Source organism: Methylobacterium goesingense (assembly GCF_022179225.1).
GTDB lineage: Bacteria > Pseudomonadota > Alphaproteobacteria > Rhizobiales > Beijerinckiaceae > Methylobacterium > Methylobacterium goesingense.
On sequence record NZ_BPQL01000093.1, the window covers coordinates 1 to 15,984 of the forward strand.

The 15,984-nt window shown below is 64.7% G+C and carries 17 protein-coding genes and 2 pseudogenes; 6 read left to right on the forward strand and 13 right to left on the reverse strand.

Features of this window, described 5'->3' with window-relative positions; translation table 11 throughout:
• The first annotated feature begins 66 nt into the window (after positions 1–66).
• Positions 67–1,209, forward strand: a pseudogene (locus MFF30_RS16855) (IS3 family transposase).
• 30 nt (positions 1,210–1,239) lie between these two features.
• Here the strand turns inward: MFF30_RS16855 and MFF30_RS16860 are convergent.
• Positions 1,240–2,310, reverse strand: coding sequence for a site-specific integrase (locus MFF30_RS16860; protein ID WP_238280640.1), 1,071 nt, complete (start codon positions 2,308–2,310; stop codon positions 1,240–1,242).
• An 81-nt stretch (positions 2,311–2,391) separates the two neighbouring features.
• Positions 2,392–2,616: pseudogene (locus MFF30_RS26380) on the reverse strand (hypothetical protein); the annotation flags it as partial.
• A 167-nt stretch (positions 2,617–2,783) separates the two neighbouring features.
• Here MFF30_RS26380 and MFF30_RS16865 point away from each other — a divergent pair.
• Together MFF30_RS16865 and MFF30_RS16870 are read left to right on the forward strand one after the other, a co-directional pair.
• Positions 2,784–3,353: a DUF6538 domain-containing protein gene (locus MFF30_RS16865; protein WP_238280641.1), complete on the forward strand. Its 570-nt coding sequence runs from the start codon at positions 2,784–2,786 to the stop codon at positions 3,351–3,353.
• A 49-nt stretch (positions 3,354–3,402) separates the two neighbouring features.
• Positions 3,403–3,645 carry a hypothetical protein gene (locus tag MFF30_RS16870; RefSeq protein ID WP_238280655.1) on the forward strand — a complete coding sequence of 81 codons (243 nt, stop codon included), beginning with the start codon at positions 3,403–3,405 and terminating at the stop codon, positions 3,643–3,645.
• Between the two features lie 179 nt (positions 3,646–3,824).
• Here MFF30_RS16870 and MFF30_RS26225 read toward each other — a convergent pair whose 3' ends face one another.
• Entirely contained in the window at positions 3,825–3,980 is a 156-nt protein-coding gene (locus tag MFF30_RS26225; RefSeq protein WP_373320926.1) for a hypothetical protein, read from the reverse strand.
• Between the two features lie 429 nt (positions 3,981–4,409).
• Between MFF30_RS26225 and MFF30_RS16880 the strand changes: the two genes are divergently transcribed.
• Positions 4,410–6,149, forward strand: a complete 1,740-nt coding sequence (locus MFF30_RS16880; RefSeq protein WP_238280642.1) for a methyl-accepting chemotaxis protein — start codon at positions 4,410–4,412, stop codon at positions 6,147–6,149.
• A gap of 595 nt (positions 6,150–6,744) precedes the next feature.
• Here MFF30_RS16880 and MFF30_RS16885 read toward each other — a convergent pair.
• The 10 genes from MFF30_RS16885 to MFF30_RS16930 form a co-directional block, all read right to left on the reverse strand.
• On the reverse strand, positions 6,745–7,203 hold the full coding sequence (locus MFF30_RS16885) for a DsrE family protein (RefSeq protein ID WP_238280643.1): 459 nt from the start codon (positions 7,201–7,203) through the stop codon (positions 6,745–6,747).
• A gap of 62 nt (positions 7,204–7,265) precedes the next feature.
• Entirely contained in the window at positions 7,266–8,171 is a 906-nt protein-coding gene (locus tag MFF30_RS16890; protein ID WP_238280644.1) for an MBL fold metallo-hydrolase, read from the reverse strand.
• Between the two features lie 59 nt (positions 8,172–8,230).
• Positions 8,231–8,908: a c-type cytochrome gene (locus MFF30_RS16895; RefSeq protein ID WP_238280645.1), complete on the reverse strand. Its 678-nt coding sequence runs from the start codon at positions 8,906–8,908 to the stop codon at positions 8,231–8,233.
• On the reverse strand, positions 8,892–10,199 hold the full coding sequence (gene soxC / locus MFF30_RS16900) for a sulfite dehydrogenase (RefSeq protein WP_238280646.1): 1,308 nt from the start codon (positions 10,197–10,199) through the stop codon (positions 8,892–8,894). The genes MFF30_RS16895 and soxC overlap by 17 nt, the downstream gene beginning before the upstream one ends.
• Positions 10,200–10,252: 53 nt before the next feature.
• Positions 10,253–11,932 (reverse strand): thiosulfohydrolase SoxB, encoded by a 1,680-nt coding sequence (soxB, locus tag MFF30_RS16905; protein ID WP_238280647.1) that lies wholly within the window; start codon positions 11,930–11,932, stop codon positions 10,253–10,255.
• Between the two features lie 15 nt (positions 11,933–11,947).
• Positions 11,948–12,814, reverse strand: coding sequence for a sulfur oxidation c-type cytochrome SoxA (gene soxA, locus MFF30_RS16910; RefSeq protein WP_238280648.1), 867 nt, complete (start codon positions 12,812–12,814; stop codon positions 11,948–11,950).
• 59 nt (positions 12,815–12,873) lie between these two features.
• A complete protein-coding gene (soxZ, locus tag MFF30_RS16915; protein ID WP_238280649.1) occupies positions 12,874–13,203 on the reverse strand; it encodes a thiosulfate oxidation carrier complex protein SoxZ in 330 nt (109 codons plus the stop codon).
• Between the two features lie 39 nt (positions 13,204–13,242).
• Positions 13,243–13,749 carry a thiosulfate oxidation carrier protein SoxY gene (gene soxY / locus MFF30_RS16920; protein WP_238280650.1) on the reverse strand — a complete coding sequence of 169 codons (507 nt, stop codon included), beginning with the start codon at positions 13,747–13,749 and terminating at the stop codon, positions 13,243–13,245.
• Positions 13,750–13,776: 27 nt separating this feature from the next.
• Positions 13,777–14,253, reverse strand: coding sequence for a sulfur oxidation c-type cytochrome SoxX (gene soxX / locus MFF30_RS16925; protein WP_238280651.1), 477 nt, complete (start codon positions 14,251–14,253; stop codon positions 13,777–13,779).
• 167 nt (positions 14,254–14,420) lie between these two features.
• Positions 14,421–14,996, reverse strand: coding sequence for a thioredoxin family protein (locus tag MFF30_RS16930; RefSeq protein WP_238280652.1), 576 nt, complete (start codon positions 14,994–14,996; stop codon positions 14,421–14,423).
• 255 nt (positions 14,997–15,251) lie between these two features.
• Between MFF30_RS16930 and MFF30_RS16935 the strand changes: the two genes are divergently transcribed.
• Together MFF30_RS16935 and MFF30_RS16940 are read left to right on the forward strand one after the other, a co-directional pair.
• Positions 15,252–15,593: a YbbN family protein gene (locus MFF30_RS16935; protein ID WP_373320928.1), complete on the forward strand. Its 342-nt coding sequence runs from the start codon at positions 15,252–15,254 to the stop codon at positions 15,591–15,593.
• Between the two features lie 33 nt (positions 15,594–15,626).
• Positions 15,627–15,984 (forward strand): ArsR/SmtB family transcription factor (locus MFF30_RS16940; protein WP_238280654.1); only part of this gene is annotated, 358 nt, incomplete at its 3' end.

Consider the following 15,984-nt stretch of genomic DNA (forward strand, 5'->3'; position numbering starts at 1 on the left):
TGACCTGACCGGCTGGCTTTGGACCGGGCTGATTGAGAGGATCAGCCAGGACCAAAGGAGTTGGATATGCGGCGAGGCCAGAAGACGAACGCGGAGCAGGTCGTGCTCAAGCTGCGTCAGATTGAGGTGCAGACGGCCCAGGGCAAGAGTTTGGCCCTTGCATGCAGGGAGGCGGAGATCTCCGAGCAGAGTTACTACCGCTGGCGCAAGGAGTACGGCGGCCTTCAGGTCGATCAAGCCAGGAAGATGAAGGACCTGGAGCGCGAGAACGCTCGGCTGCGCCGGCTCGTCGCCGACCTTTCCCTAGAGAAGCAGGTGCTGGCGGACGTCGCCTCGGGAAACTTGTAGCCCCCGAGCGGCGCCGGCAGGCAGTCGACGGCATCCGTGAGAAGTACGGCCTCTCGGAACGTCACGCCTGTCGGATCGTCGGCCAGCACCGGGGCACGCAGCGCTACGTGCCCACCGTACTGACCGATGAGGATGAGCTGACCCAGGCCATCATCGCCCTGGCGTCTTCGTCACGGACGCTACGGCTACCGCCGCGTCGCCGCGCTGCTTCAGGCAGCTGGCTGGCAGGTAGGCAAAGACCGGGTTCAGCGCATCTGGCGTCGCGAGGGGCTGAAGGTCCCCAGCCGACATAGACCCCGCAGCCGCCTGTGGCTGAACGACGGCTCCTGCGTGCGGCTACGACCACTTCACCGCAATCACGTCTGGAGCTTCGACTTCGTGCAAGCCCAGACGCACGATGGCCGCAGCCTGCGCATCCTGGCTCTGATCGACGAGCACAGCCGGGCTTGCCTGGCGCTGAAGGTGGCGCGGCGCATCAACAGCCTCGGTGTGATCGAGGCGCTAGCCGACGCGATGTGCGTACACGGCATCCCGGAGAACATCCGCTGCGACAATGGTCCTGAGATGATCGCAAAGGCGTTGCGGAAGTGGGTCGCCAAAGCTGGCTCGCAGATCCAGTACATCGCGCCAGGATCCCCGTGGGAGAATGGCTATTGCGAGAGCTTCAACGGCAAGCTTCGTGACGAGTGTCTACGCCAGGAGATCTTCTACTCGCTGAAGGAAGCGCAGATCGTGATCGGTCTCTGGCAAACCACCTACAACCGCGTCCGACCGCATTCTTCGCTGGGCTATCGGCCGCCCGCGCCCGTCAGCTACCCGGATCTGGCTTTCCGGCTACCCATGGCCGCGACCATGCAGTAGCCTCTCAATTGGCTCGGTCCAAAATAACGGTCAGGTCAGGTTCTCGATCCCGAGACGGATCAAGTTCGAGTGGACCGGCATCAAGCGTGCCGACCCGCGTGTCTTGACTTGTTCCTCGACTGCGAAGGCGAGAACGCCGCGTTCGCGCCGCACGCTGTCGAGCTTGAGTTGGCCGATCTCGCTCGCTCGCAGGCCAGCGTGGAGCGCGATTAGAAGTGCCCACTGCCGCTCCTCCAGCGCAACGTCCTCTTGGAACAGGGGCGCTGCGAAAATCCTGGCGAGGTCGCCGGGCGTGAAGTTCACGCGGGGCGCGGCAGTCCCGGCGATCTGGTCCACCCTGACGCCAGTCGCCGGGTTGTCGGGTAGCACTTCGTTGTTGACGCACCACTTAAGGATAGACCCAAGTCGCGACAGCCACTTTGCGTTGATTGTCTTGACGTTGAGCACCGGGAAGGGTGTCGCCCGAGCCTTGTTCAGCCTGATGGCCTCGGGGAGCGGCGTGTTGGGGAAGCGCTTCGTGTAGTTGGCCGGCGTCTCCATGAGAGCCGTCTTGTAGGACAGCACATCTCGTCTGGTGATCGTATAGGCTGGTCGGGCCTCGCCCAGGTGCTCTTCAAACATGCGGACAGCGACTTCATACTCGTAGACGCTCGCGGGCGGCGCCTTCTTCTCCGCTGTCATGAGAGGAACGATCTCGCTTAGCCGCTTGGTGCTCAGTGGCCCGAGGATGCGCGGGGAGACCGGCGTCGGCTCCAGGGGTCTCTCTGCCACTAGGAGGGGGTTGGTCGTCGCAGCCGTGAGGTCACCATCATCACGGGCCGCAGAGACGGCAAGCGCCTCTCGTTCTGCAACGGCAAGTGTCATCGCTGCCTTGCGGAACTCGGGCGAGGTCGGCGTAATCTCGGTGTGCCCGCGCATGCGGAAGGCGGATAGGATGGGGCCGACGAGGGCTTCGAGCTCCGCGTTCGTAGCTGCTCCGGCCATCGCGCGCCCAAGATCCGATACCCGGAACTCGTCTACGAAGCCCAGGCCAGCAAGCTCATTGCTCTCCCGGATTTCCTGGTCGAACTCGATCTGGGAACGATAGCGCTCGCGTGCCATCTGCTCCGCCGTGAGCGGGCGTCCTCGGCGTGCCGGTGCGCGTGCCGCTTCTCCTTCCTTCGCTCTGGCACGTGCTGCGTCGAGAACCGCTTGCATCTCGGCCACGGCGCCAGGGAGCGTGCGCAGCGCGACAACACGATCCGCCCCGAGAGGGTGTAGAAGTTCGCGCTTGCCGACGATGCCGCGCAGGGCTTCTGGCACGGCGAGGCGCGCAGAGTAGCGCCCGCGTGCATAAAGGAGATGCCGAACCTCACCTGCCACAACCCACCTCTCACCCCATTCTTTTTGTAGCAGGTTTTGTAGCACGATACCGTGGAAAGACGAGACTAATCAGAGACTTGCCTTTGGCATCAAAGGCTTGCAGCTCAATGGCAGAGGCTCCCCCCCCTCTCCGCCACTACCACTGCCAAACCTCTGAAATCAAAGAAATATAAGCATTTTGATTGCTTGCGGCCGTCGCGGTGGTACACACGATGGTACTGGCGATGGCCCGGCCGTGGCGTCACCTGAAGACCGGCATGTACGAGTTCCGGAGGCGCGTACCGAAGGAACTCAGGTTCCTTGTCGGAAGGAACGAGGAGCGGAAGACGCTCGGGACGAAAGAATCGGCGCTTGCCCGGACGCGCTACCTCGAGAAGGCTGCCGAGGTCGAGGCACGCTGGGCCCGGTTGCGTTCCGGAGCGGCCGCGCTCGAATCGCACCCGATGGTGGTCGGGCCGGCATCGTGCCCGCCTGCCGGCGAGGAGCTGGTCGGTCGTTCCTTCGTGGGATGGCCCGGGCGCCCGATTTGCTTCCTTCCTGGCCCCGCCGGTGGAACGGCGTCGAGCGACGGGGAGATACCTCCGCGGCGGAAGCCGGGCCTCTGGCGTCCGGTCTTCGAGGCCTATGCAGCGGAGGCCCGTCTCGCTCCTTCGACAATCAAACGATGGACCGAACTTCCGGCGAACCACAATTGTAGATTTGGTTTCACCGGAGTGGCCACCCTCTGGGTGGACGGATTGGGCAGGGCTGATGGACCGGATGGCCGGGTCTTTGAAGGATGAAGATCATGGCACGGCATCGTTCCCAGATCGCAGCCCTTGAGGAGCGAAGATGAGGCGGACATCCGGACCGGCCAAAAAACCGGCAGAAGCGGTGATCAAGGACATCCGTCGGGCCACACGTCGGCAGTTCTCGTCCGAGGAGAAGATCCGCATGCAGCAGGAAGGCGCAGGCGATGGACCAGAGCTTCTCCTCCCAAACGCCAAGACTGCCCCAAATCCTCTGATGACGGACGGCCGAATCCGTTGCACGGCGCGCAAGGAGATCCCGACGCGCTTGGCCACGGCGCGCTGAGTCTCGTGGGCGACCTCGTCCGGCGGCTCCGAACAGGGCAGTGCCAGCGCCCCCGCCACCGTCCGCGTGGAATGCGGCAGAGTGCCGGGTGAGCAGGTCTTGTCACGTAACGGGCCCTCGACACCGGCCTCGCCAAAGCGCTGCTGCCAGCGTCAGACCGTGGGCCGACTGATGCCGTCTTACCGAGCCACCTCCTGCACCGTCAGGCGCTCTGCCGAGAGCAGGACGATCCAGGCGCGCGGGATGTGCTCGAGGGGACGGGATCGATCCCCGGCGTTCTTCGAGAGCGCTGACTTGGTGGTGTCATCGAGGAGTACACAGGCAGTCCGAGTCATGGCCCAGACTTGCACGCTTCAAAATCCACGTGAATCGTCAGTCCGCGTCGCTACACTAGCTTCAGATCGAAGGTAATCCAGGGGAGCATGGTCGCGCTTTCTTGCTGAAAGCGAGACGGTGAGTCGCGTCAATCTCAGTAATAATTCTAAAATTTGCAACATTTTTAAACGAACAGACAAAAGATCTTCATATGTTTTTATTGTCTCACCAAGCGAAGGATATTCCAGTACGAATTTGCCATCTAATCGTTCATTGCTCAGATTTCTAGTTCGAGATCGGTTAGAATGAATGTTTTTATTTCAATTTAACCCTTGTCACAAATTCGTGTTTAGACCAATTTTAAGGAATTCTGATCGGCTTCCCTAACAAGATGATTAAGCCACTCGCTTGGACTGGTGCGTACCGACGCACCAAAAGGACAGGAAATCATGCTCGCTCGCCTGCGTCGCGCCCGGAACATCCCGTCTCTCAGTGAAGCGGTTGTACGGGAACCGCCGGCGGACGATCACGTCCTGGCGACTCTCCATGATCAAGCCGAGCCGATTATCAAGCAAGTAGAGCTAGACCTTCACACACTTATCGGCGCCGTGCAGCGAGCTTCCGCGGAAGTCAGCCGCTCAATTGCTCAAGCCGGAACTTCACTGACTGATATTGGTACGCGCACGGCTGCCCTCGTCACCGAGACGCAGGCGGTCGATGGTACCGCCGCGCTGCTCGCTCAGGCCGCCAAGGACCTCACCCAGGCTTCTGCGAACATCAGCGTCCAAATTCACAATGCCGCTGGGCTTCTCGACGAGGTGAGCGGTGTCATGAGAGCCGCGCAGACGCAGATCGAGCACCTACGCTCCTCCTCTGGAGAGATCGGCGCTGTAGTGAATGTGGTAGCCGGCATCGCCAAGCAAACAAACCTTTTGGCGCTGAACGCGATGATTGAAGCTAGCCGCTCCGGTGAACACGGCCGTGGCTTCGCGGTCGTAGCGCAGGAAGTGAAAGATCTCGCCGGCCAGACCGCCAAGGCCACGGATCAAATTCGCATAAGCATCACACGCCTTCAGCAGGATGCTGCCCAGTCTGCCCAGACGGTGATCGAGGCGGTCGGTCTCATTGCGAAGGTCGGACCGAAGTTCGTCGAGGTGGTCGCGGCCGTCGAAGAACAGAATGCATCTACGGCCGAATTGACCCGCTCGGCGGAGGCCGTAGCCGGTTTCGTGAGCCAGGTGGTCGGAAGTGCCGGGGCAATCCGTGAGCAGGCACACGCTGCGTCCTCCATGAGCCTCGCAACGGCGACATCGTCCAGTACTGTGGACCGCCTGCATGGGCGTACGCTTGTCGTTCTCCGTACGAACCCGCTCGGTAACCGCCGTCAGCAACCGCGCCTGCCTGTCGCGCTGGACGCTACCCTGCGGCATGCGGGGTACAACCACGCAACCCGCACGGTGGATGTCAGCGAGGCCGGGTTCCTAGTCTCATGCCCTGCGGAAATGCGGGCTTCTGTCGGATCTGAATGGGAGGTCGAGACGGCGGAACTGGGTCGTGCCTCCGCGCGCGTCGTTGGCGTCAGTAACCTCGGCCTTCACATGAGGATCATCAGGGCTCCGGAGGGATACAGGGCCGCCGTCGAGCGTCTCACGGGATCCGTCAATGCTCAGAACGCGGGGCGGATCGCCCGGGTACAATCTGCAGCCCAGGAGATCGGAGCGATCCTCGAAACAGCAGTCGCGCGTGGGACGCTCAGCGAAGCGGCGCTGTTCGACACTACCTACGAGCCAGTGCTCGGGACCAACCCCCAGCAGTACCTGACGCCGGCCTTGAGCGTCCTCGAAGACCTCCTCACGCCGATCCAGGAGAGGCTGCTGCAAGCCAACCCGCAATTGAGTTTCTGCGTCGCTATGGATCGGAATGCCTATCTCCCCGTTCACAACCTAAAGTACGCGCAACCGCAGCGTCCGGGAGAGTTGGTGTGGAACACGGCCAACAGTCGCAATCGGCGGATCTTCGACGACCGTGCTGGATTGATGGCGGCGCGCAACACCGACCCGTTTCTCGTGCAGTCCTATGCACGCGACATGGGCGGACAGCGCATGGTGCTGATGCAGGAAGTGGATGCACCAATCCTCATCCATGGACGCCACTGGGGCGGGTTCCGCATGGCTTTTAGCGTTGGGTAGATTTTGAATTCGTCATCAAATCTTATCGACGGCTGAATTCAACATTGAGCAGCAAGCAGCTGAATTTTCATAATTCTATTGCCGCTGCCTATTGATAATCTCTATTTCACGGCCGCTGTCACAGCGATTTATTTGACTAGCAACGGTCGTGACATCGCTACGATCCGCACGGTAGGAGCCATCGGCCCGGGTTGGGAGCAAGCGTCCGACCGGGTCCGATCCTCCCGTCAGGGGCGCACAATACCCGAAACCTCGCACTCAGGCCGGACCGAAGCGATGGGGGGGGACGTCAGGGTCCCTGCCGTCCCCCCTTCGAAGCCTATGCCGCGGAAGCCAAGCGCGCTCCTTCGACGATCAAGCGGTGGACCGGGGTTCTGGTCGCTCTCGAAGGTGCCACGAAACCCAGGATCTGCCCGGATCACGCGCCACGATCTCATTGCATGAAAGACGGCCCTGCTTGCTTCCGCCCGGGATCCGCGCACCCTGCGCGAGGCCTAAGTCGCCGCAACGTCGCGCTCCTGCCGGACCGTGAGCAGGCCACCGCACAGACCTGGCTGACAGACTCGACTGGTCGACCTGGACTGGAACGGGTCAATCACACGCGAAGGTAGCTCCAGCCCACTTCCTGCAGCGCGACGAGTCGTACGGCACCGGCGCGGACCACGCCCACGCCCTCCAACAATTCGAGCTTTCGCCTTTCCGCGTGCTCCATCGCCGTGATGGTGTTGCCGCAGGCCGAGATGACGATGCCCGGGACACTTCCGGTCACGGAGTGGATGCGCGCCTTGACCGGCGAGGTGTCGGCGCGGACCATGTGAAGCCCGGGGCCGTAGACGACGATCTCCATCTCAAGCTCGTCCGCAGCCTCGCCGTACTCGCGGGCGAGGTTCACGGCATTGTTGAGGGCAAGGTCGAAGACGCCGGCGTCGTTCGTGCTCACCTGCATCGCGACCCGATGCGCCTTCGCCCCGGTCTCGGCGGCCTGCGCCCGCGTGACCACGAGGCCGGCCACGAGCGCCACGATCCCCGACACGCCCCTGCGCGATACGACCATGTCGGTCCCTCCTGGTTCCGAGCGACCCTCGGCTGTCCATCCCCGCCTGCGGGCCGCCCGGATCATGCCGGCACAAACCGATAGGCGTCCCCCCACCGTTCGACGCGTCCGACGCCCGAGCCTGGCAGGTGGAAGCCGATGAGCGTCATTCGCTCATTGGCTAACCGGTCGAGCAGGGCAAAGCGGGTATGTGCCGCGAGGTCGCGGTCGAGATCGCTCCCGAAAGCCCAGGCGGGGCGGCGGAACGACAGAACCGCATGGTTCAGAGCATCTCCGCCGATCAGCACCTGCTCCCGTCCGGCTTCGACGAGGACGGAGGCGTGGCCGGGCGTATGCCCCGGCGTCGCCACGTAGGTGAGGCCGGGAGCGATGCTGTCACCGGGCTTGCGGCGCTCCATCTTCGCCTCGAGGCGTCGAAGGGTGCGTCGCGATCCGACGGAAAGGCCCTTGAGCCAGTCCGGCACCAGGGTCTCGACGTCCTCGCGGGTCCAGAAATCCCATTCCGCCGCCGGCACCACGTAGCGGGCATTGGGAAACCGTTCGCTATCCTCGAAATCGTCGACCGCACCCCAGAGGTGATCGGGATGGGCGTGCGTGAACACGACCTGGGTGATCGCCTCGCGCGGGATGTTCCGGCTCTCCAGCGTCTCGCCGAGCTTGCCGGCCGTCGGCTGGAATGAGTTGCCCGAGCCGGCATCGATCAGGATGACCTCCGAGCCGATCCGCACGAGGCTGGCGTTCGTGGGGATCGGGGTGGCCTCCGCGGGCTGGCCCTCGGCCTTGAAGACGGCCTCCATTTCCTCGCGCGGCGTGTCGGGTAGCATGAAGGCGAGGGAGGAGGACAAGGTTCCGTCGCTCGCCGTCTCCACGGAGGCGCCGCCGACTTTCAGCGCCGCAATCGGGTTCGCCGACGCGGTGCCGGTCGGCCATGCGCCGGCCAGGCCCGCTGCGAGGCCGGCCAGGAGCATCCGCCTGTCCAACCGCGTCTGCCTGTTGCAGCGCGATTCCGGGACGATGGCGCCGCGCGTCATTGAACGGGCGGCGCCTTCTTCGCGGTCTCGGCAGCTTTGTCGGGCGTCACGTCGAGGATGCGCGCGCGGCTCGTGATGGACGCTTCCTTCGGCAGGCAGTTCGTCATGCAGGGCTTGGCCGCCCAGAACTCCTTCTCCGCCGTCTCGCGGTCATCCATGAAGAAGTTCTTCTCGTTCGGCAGGCGGATGCTGGCCAGGTTCTTCTCGTTCACCTCGTAATCCTGATCCTTCAGGATGTCGTTGAGATAGAGGAGATAGGCCGTGACGGCGTAGGTCTCGTCCGGCGTGAGGGTCTGAGCGGCGCCGAACGGCATCGCCCGGTGCACGAAGTCGAAGACGGTCGAGACATAGGGCCAGTAGGACCCGATGGTCTTGACCGGACTGTCGGATTTGAGTGTGCCGGACCCACCCGCGAGTTCCGGCCATCGTCCCGCGCCCTCGCCGAACTCGCCATGACAGCTGGCGCAGCGCTCTTGGAAGACCGTCTCGCCGAGCGCCGCGGTACCCTTGCCGACCGGAAGACCTTTGCCGTCCGGCCGCACGTCGATGTCCCAGCCCTTGATCTCGTCGGGCGTCGCGGTGCGACCGATGTTCAGGCGCTCCGCCGCCACCGGCGTCGCCGCAAGGAGGACGGCCGCGAGGGCGGCCGGAAGGCGGTTACGCGACCTCGACATTCTCGATCTCCCCGCTGGGCAGCACGTGCCAGGTCTGGATTCCGTTGTTGTGGTAGATCGAGTTCAGGCCGCGGTGCTTGCGCAGCGCCGCCTTGGTCGGCTGGACGTAACCGGTCTCGTCCATCGCACGGGACTGGAGCAGCAGCGGATCGCCGTTCCAGTCGAACTCGTAGTAGAAACGCGTCAGCGCCTTATCGAGGACCGGGCCGTCGAGCCGCGCGACCCGCCAGTTGCGTCCGCCGTCGAGCGAGATGTCCACGCCCTTGATCGCGCCGCGCCCCGACCACGCCAGGCCCGACAGCACGGTGAAGCCCTTGCCGTGCAGGGGTGCCTGCGGGCTCGGATTGGTGATCACCGACTTTGCGTCCATGGCCCAGGTGAAGCGCCGCGCCTGCCCGTCCGGCAGGAGGGCCGTGTATTTCGAGGTCTCCTCGCGGGTGTGCCAGGGCTCGTCGCCGACCTTGATCCGGCGCAGCCACTTCACCCACATGTTCCCTTGCCAACCCGGCAGGACGAGGCGCAGCGGATAACCGTGCTCGGGATAGAGCGCCTCGCCGTTCATGGCGAAGGCGACGATGGCGTCGTCGAGGGCCTTCTCGATCGGCACGGATCGGGTCATCGCCGAGGCGTCGGCCCCCTCCGGCAGCAGCCATTTGGCGTTCGTCTTGAGACCTGCCTCTTCGAGCAAACGCTTGAGCGGCACGCCCGTGTACATCACGCAGTGGATCATGCCGTGGGTGAACTGGCAGCCATTGAGCTGCGCGCCCTTCCACTCCATTCCGGAATTGGCCGCGCATTCCAGAAAGGCGATCCGGTTGACGCGGGGGAAGCGCTTGATGTCCTCCAGCGTCAGCATCAGCGGCTTCTCGACGAGGCCGTGAATCATCAACCGGTGCTCGGACGGATCGATCTCGGCGATGCCGCCATGGTGGCGCTCGAAGCCGAGGCCATTGGGGGTGATGATTCCCTCCAGCTGGTGCAGCGGCGTGAAGCTCACCGAACTCTGGCGCGAGGCCGTCAGCCATTCGACGTCGCGGCGAATCACATCCGCCTCGAACTTGGAGGGGCGGCCATAGGGCCGGCTCACGACCCCGTCACCGAGGGATTGCGACCATTCCGGCACGCTCGGCGGAAGGTTCTTCACATCGGGCGCGGCAGCGGCCGCGCGGCCCGCGAGAGCCCCCGTTCCCACCCCGGCGCCGACCGCTCCGCCCAAGGCGAGGCCGGTGCGCAGGAAGGACCTGCGGGAGGTTGGCCCGGACGGATCGGGGCGCGGCTTCGCTTCAGACATCGGCCTCTCCGGACTGTTTCATGTATGGCAATGTGTGAATATCTTGGAGACGACTAGGCGCCACGGACCGTGACCTGCGCGGGCGTCGGGTTCACCGTTCCCTTGGCCTTGATGTGCGAGGTGACGACGTCCCAGATCGGCGGTCCCTCGGTGCCCTCGTTGACGCTCGCCCACCCCGCCACGGTGTAGCTGGTGCCGGCCTCGATGGATTTGCCGGTGCGCAGGAGGGTAAGATCGGAGATGCGGCTGCCGGCCGGGCGGGCAACGTCGATGGCGTAGGACACGCCGCCGACGCGCACCATGTCGCCACCCTGCTGGTAGTAGGGATCGGCGTTGAAGAGATTGTCGGCCACGTCCTCCAGCACCTCCTTCAGCCGGGCGCCGGTCATGGGCATCCGGTAAGCTGCCGGGTAGGTGATGGCAGTGGCGTTGTAGACGTCCTCACGGGTGATCGGCTGGCCGGGCAGGAGGCTCGTGCCCCAGCGGAAGCCGGGCGAGAGGGCAATCTCGGCCTCGCGCTCGGACAGGAGCGCATCGCAGATCATGTCGTCGAGCGTGCCGTTGAAGTTGCCGCGCCGATAGAGCAGGGCCTCGGTCCGGCCGAGTTCCTCCTTGAGCATCGTCTCGTGGGGCGCGCGGATCGACCGGATCTTGGCTGCCATCGCCTTTTGAGGGGCGATGACATCGGAGAAGATCGGGATGAGTTTCGAGCGGTAGCCCTTCACGGCGCCGTCCCGCACGTCGAGATCGACGCGGGTGAGGAACTTGCCGTGGCTGCCCGAGGCGATGAGCAGGCTGTTGCCGACCTTCACCGCCTGAGGCAGCGCATCGTGGGTGTGGCCCGTGAGGACGACGTCGATTCCCTTCACCCGCGAGACGAGCTTGCGATCCACGTCGAAGCCGTTGTGGGAGAGCAGCACCACGAGGTCGGCGCCGTCCTTCCGGGCCTTGTCGACGCTGGCCTGCACATCCTCCTCTCGGATGCCGAAGGACCAGTTGGGGATCATCCAGCGCGGGTTGGCGATGGGTGTGTAGGGAAAGGCCTGTCCGATCACCGCGACCTTCGCGCCGCCGCGCTCGAACATCTTCGTGGCCTCGAAGGCCGGCTCGTTCCATTCGGCGTCGCGGACGTTCTGGCCCAGGAACGGGCAGCCGAGCCCCTCCACGATCTCCTTCACCCGCTCGCTGCCGAGGGTGAATTCCCAGTGGCCGGTCATGGCGTCGGGCTTCAGCAGCGCCATGCAGTCGACCATGTCCTGGCCCTTGCTCACCATCGAGGTGTAGCTGTTCTGCCAAGTGTCGCCGCCGTCCAGGAACAGCACCTTGTCGCCGCGCTCGGCGCGGATCGCGTCGAGCACCGTGGCGATGCGGTCGAGGCCGCCCATCCGGCCGTAGCTCCGGGCCAGCGCGACGTAATCCTCCGGCGTGAGCGCATAGGCCATCGGCGAGGCACCGGGGATGCCGTAGAGGTCGAGATAGGCGCGTCCGGTGACATGGGGGACCAGACCGCGGGCCTCGCCCACTCCGAGATTGGTCGAGGGCTCGCGGAACAGCACGGGCTGCAGCTGTGCGTGGATGTCGGTCAGGTGGACCAGGGTGACGTTGCCCATCGGCTCGAAGGCCAGGAGTTCGTCCTGGGTCAGGCGCTGCTGGGCGAAGGCGCGGGTCCAGCCCGTCGGCACCAGCGCCGCGGTGGCGGCGGCGATCTGCAGGAAGTCGCGGCGTGAGGTCATGGCGGGATCAGACCTTCAGTTGCGCACGGCGGGCGTCTCGACCGGAAGGCCGAGACCGCGCCACGCGACGTAGGTCTCCAGGGCGAGAAACTCGTCGGAGAGCGGCGGGAACGGCGTGGCCCGGACGTCCTGCATGCAGCCCTCCATGCGCTCGTGGAGCGGCACGAGCCGCTGGTCGCGCAAGCGGTAGACGGGGAAGCCGTTGCTCTGCCCCTGGCTGAGGAAGTCGGCCCGGAGATACTTGCCGTGGTTCTTCTCGTGGCAGCTCGCGCAGGCGAGATCGAGCTGGCCGTTCCGCTGGTAGTAGAGCGATTGTCCCCGCTCGAACCAGGGCGTCATCGGCCCGTCCACCTTCAAGGCGACCGGCATCCCGCGGGACTGGTTGCGAATGTAGGTGGTCATGGCGGTGAGTTCGGACGAGCCGAAGGCCCAGGGCTCGGCCTTCAGGGCGCCGCTGCGGCAGATGTTGATCCGCTGCTCCAGATTGACCGGCTTGCCGAGCTTCTCGTTCCACTTCGGATAGGCCGCCGCGACGCCTTTCATCGCGGTCGAGGCCTCGTTGTGGCAGCTCGCACAGGACTTGCCCGCCGCGCCATCGACCTTCGACCAGAGTTCCTCCCCCTGTTCGACGGAGAGGAAGCCGGGATTGTTGAAGTCGTCGGCCTGCATTTCCTGCGTTTCCTTGGAGCGGAAATACAGACCGGAGACGAGTTCATCGAACGGGGAATTCGGGGTCTGGGGCTTGAGGCCATGCGCCTGCCAGGCCGGGCGCTCGGACGCTCCCTTCGGGGCGGGCGCGGAAGGCATGTCCTGCGCGTGCGGTGCGACGGCCAGCGCGACGAGCGCGAGTCCGGTGAAGACAAGGGATGTGGGGCGGACCATCGTGAGGGCTCCGGCGCGGCGGGGAGAGGCGCTCCGGGGCAATCGGCCCCGGGCGCGCGTCAGGCGACCTTGATCTGCTCGGTGGCCTGGATCTTCGACCCGTCGTCATCGATCCAGGTGAAGGTCAGCGTGCCGGTTTCCTCGGGCCTGATCTTGAACTGGAAGTAGGGATTGGCGGAAACCGCACTCTCGATGTCGGCGCTGAAGATCGTCTTCCCGTTGAGGTCACAGGTGAACTTGTTCAGGATCTTGCGCGGGATCGTCTTCCCGTCCTTGTCCTTGCGCTGGCCGGATTCCATCGTGTGAGAGACGAGCGTCTTCACCTCGATGATGCCTCCCTTGGCGACATCCTTCTTGTCCAGTTTGATCCGCGGCTTCACGTCGGCCATGTCGTCCTCCCGTCTTCGTTCGATGCTGTCGCGTGTGGGTTAGCCGCCGCAGCCGCCGATGGTGACCTTCACCTGGCGGACGTCGCTGAAGACCGAGCCGTCGTTCATGCGGGCGACCGCTATGACGTTCTGGGTCTCGGCGAGACGGATCCGCGTGTTCGCCTCGGCGACGCTCGACGGCGTGAAGCGGAAGCTGATGACGCCGGGGTTCGGGTTACCCTCGGCGACGATCATCACCTCCTCGACGTAGCTTTCCGCCGTCATCGGCACGTCGACGCTCACCGTCATCGGCACGGTGTTGCCGTTCTCCGCGATCTCCGGGAGTTCGAGCTTGACCTTGCCCCTCACGGGCTCCTTACCACGGGTGAAGGCCTTGATGGCGGCATCCGTCGCGGGCTTTGCGGCCAGTGCGGGGCCGGCGCGGAAGGCGAAGGCGGTGGCCACGACGGCACCGGTGCCGAAGGCCAGTGCTTGGCGGCGGTTCAAGGCTGGGATTTTGCTCGGGATCTTGCCGGGGATCTTGGCTGCAATCTTGGCAGAGGTCATGAGAAGCGGCTCCTTCAGCCCGCGAGTTCACTTCAGGGTCGTGAGGTAGGCGACGACGTCCTCGACCTGCTGCGCGGTCAGGATCGGCTTGCCCTGGAATTCGGAGCGCACGCGGTGGAGGCCGTCGATCCGGTAAAAGGCCGGCATCACGGTCGCCTCGGTGAACACGTGCTTCGGGTTGACGACGATCATCCGCAGATGCGCCGCATCCCACCGGCCGGCGACGCCGTCGAGGGAGGGCCCGACCTCGCCGTGGAAGGACTCCGCGCTCAGCGAAGAGACCTGATGGCAGCCGAGGCAATTGCCCTGGCGCCTGTTCACGACGACCTTGGCGCCTGCCGCCGCATTCCCCGGCTTGTCGGTGAGCGGGTCGGGGATCGCGTCGCTGCCGTCGACAGCTACGATCTTGAAAGGGGCGAGCCCGGTGGAAGCCGTTTCGGCTCCGGCGGCGGTCGCGAGGACGCAAAGTCCTGCGAGCGCAAAGGCTGTGATCGGCCTGCGCATCTGGCGTTTCCTCGGTGCGCCGTCGTTGCGGCGGGTGCGGTCGCTTGGGACCGCTCGCATTGCCGATGGGCGAACCAATCGACATATTCGAATATTTGCAAGTTTGACGTTTATCGCGTTCGAGTCAAGCGACAATCAGGAGGCCACCCGTCATCGCGGCCGGACTGTCAGTCCCGCTGCGCTGCCTCAGGGGAGCGCAGGTTGTCCTCCAGGTTCGTCCGCTCGTAGGCACGCTCGGCGACGAAGGCGAACGTCCGTCGGAATTCCTCCGGCGGCACATAGCCCCGAAGGCGCAGAACCTCGCGCTGCTGAGGCGGCTTGCCCGCAAGCGTCGATGCCTCGGCGGGGAAAAACTGGATGCTCGGCGCCGAGTAGATGCCGTACTTCTCCGCGAAGCCCTTTTCGGAAAGGGTCTGCCCGTCGAAATCGGTCACCTCCCGCGAACCAATGAAGTTCAATTGCAGGATCTCGAAACGCTCGCGGATATACGCGCTCGTCGCCCGGTCCGCGAAGTTCACGAGGTGGATCTGCTTGCAGTAGGGGCAGCCCTTCAGTTCCCACAGTACGGCGAGCCGCTTGCCGTGCTCCCGCGCCGCCTTCAGATCGTCCGGGAGATCGAGAAAACTTTCCAGGAACCAGGGCTCCCGGTAGAGGCCGTCATCGCCCTGGATCGCCTGAGCCATCGCCTCGAAGGGCAGGCCGAGCGCGAGCGCACCCGCCAGGAACCGGCGCCGGGTCGACATGACGTCCCCTCCAAATATTCTAGTTCCTGCATGTGTAGAGTGATTTTCTCTCACCTGGCAATCCAGGACCCTGACATCCGGCCGTCGCTGTGGCGCAGAACGGCAGGGCGAGAGGGGCGACAGGGCCCCCGCGCCGAGCGCGATCACGATCCCGGCGGCGACGTCACCGCCACTCGAACACATTCGATTTTTACTATATCAGGGTTGGCGGTCTCGGGCTCGGGAAGGTCGATGCAGGAAACGAGGCGCGCAGTCATGGCGGGGGCGTGGGGGTTCGCCCTGTGGCCCGGCTCCGTCGAGGCTGCCGAACTGGTCAAGTTCGAGCGGCGCGGCTGCCCGTGGTGCAAGGTGTGGGACAAGGAGATCGGGCCGATCTATCCCAAGACGGATGTGGGCAGGCGGGCGCCGTTGCGCCGTGTCGATCTCGACGCAGGCATCCCTCCCGGACTCACGCTCAAGCGCCCGATCCTCTACACACCGACATTCGTCCTCATCGAAGACGGGGCCGAGGTCGACCGGATCGAGGGCTATCCGGGTGAGGAATTCTTCTGGGGGCGGGCCGAGCGGTTGCTGGAACGGCTCCCCGCGTCCCCATGACGGGCTTCGGGCGGTGAGGAAAAGGGTAAGATGATGCCGTCGCAGCAAGCGCAACCGGTGACGAGCGCCGAGGCCCCGGCCAGCCTCGACCTCGAACTGTTGCTGGCCAATGCCCGCGATGCCAGCGAGTTGCTGAAGGCCCTCGGCCACGAGGCGCGCCTCGTCATCCTCTGCCTGCTGGTCGAGGGCGAACGCTCGGTTTCGGAACTGGAGCAACTGCTGAACCTGCGGCAGCCCGCTGTGTCCCAACAGTTGGCGCGGTTGCGGGCCGACGATCTCGTCGAGGCCCGCCGGGACGGGAAGAACATCTACTATACGCTGGCCCGGCCTGAGGTCCGTGAAATCATCGCCGCCTTGCACCGCGCGTTGCAGAACGCGCGGTGCAAGGCGG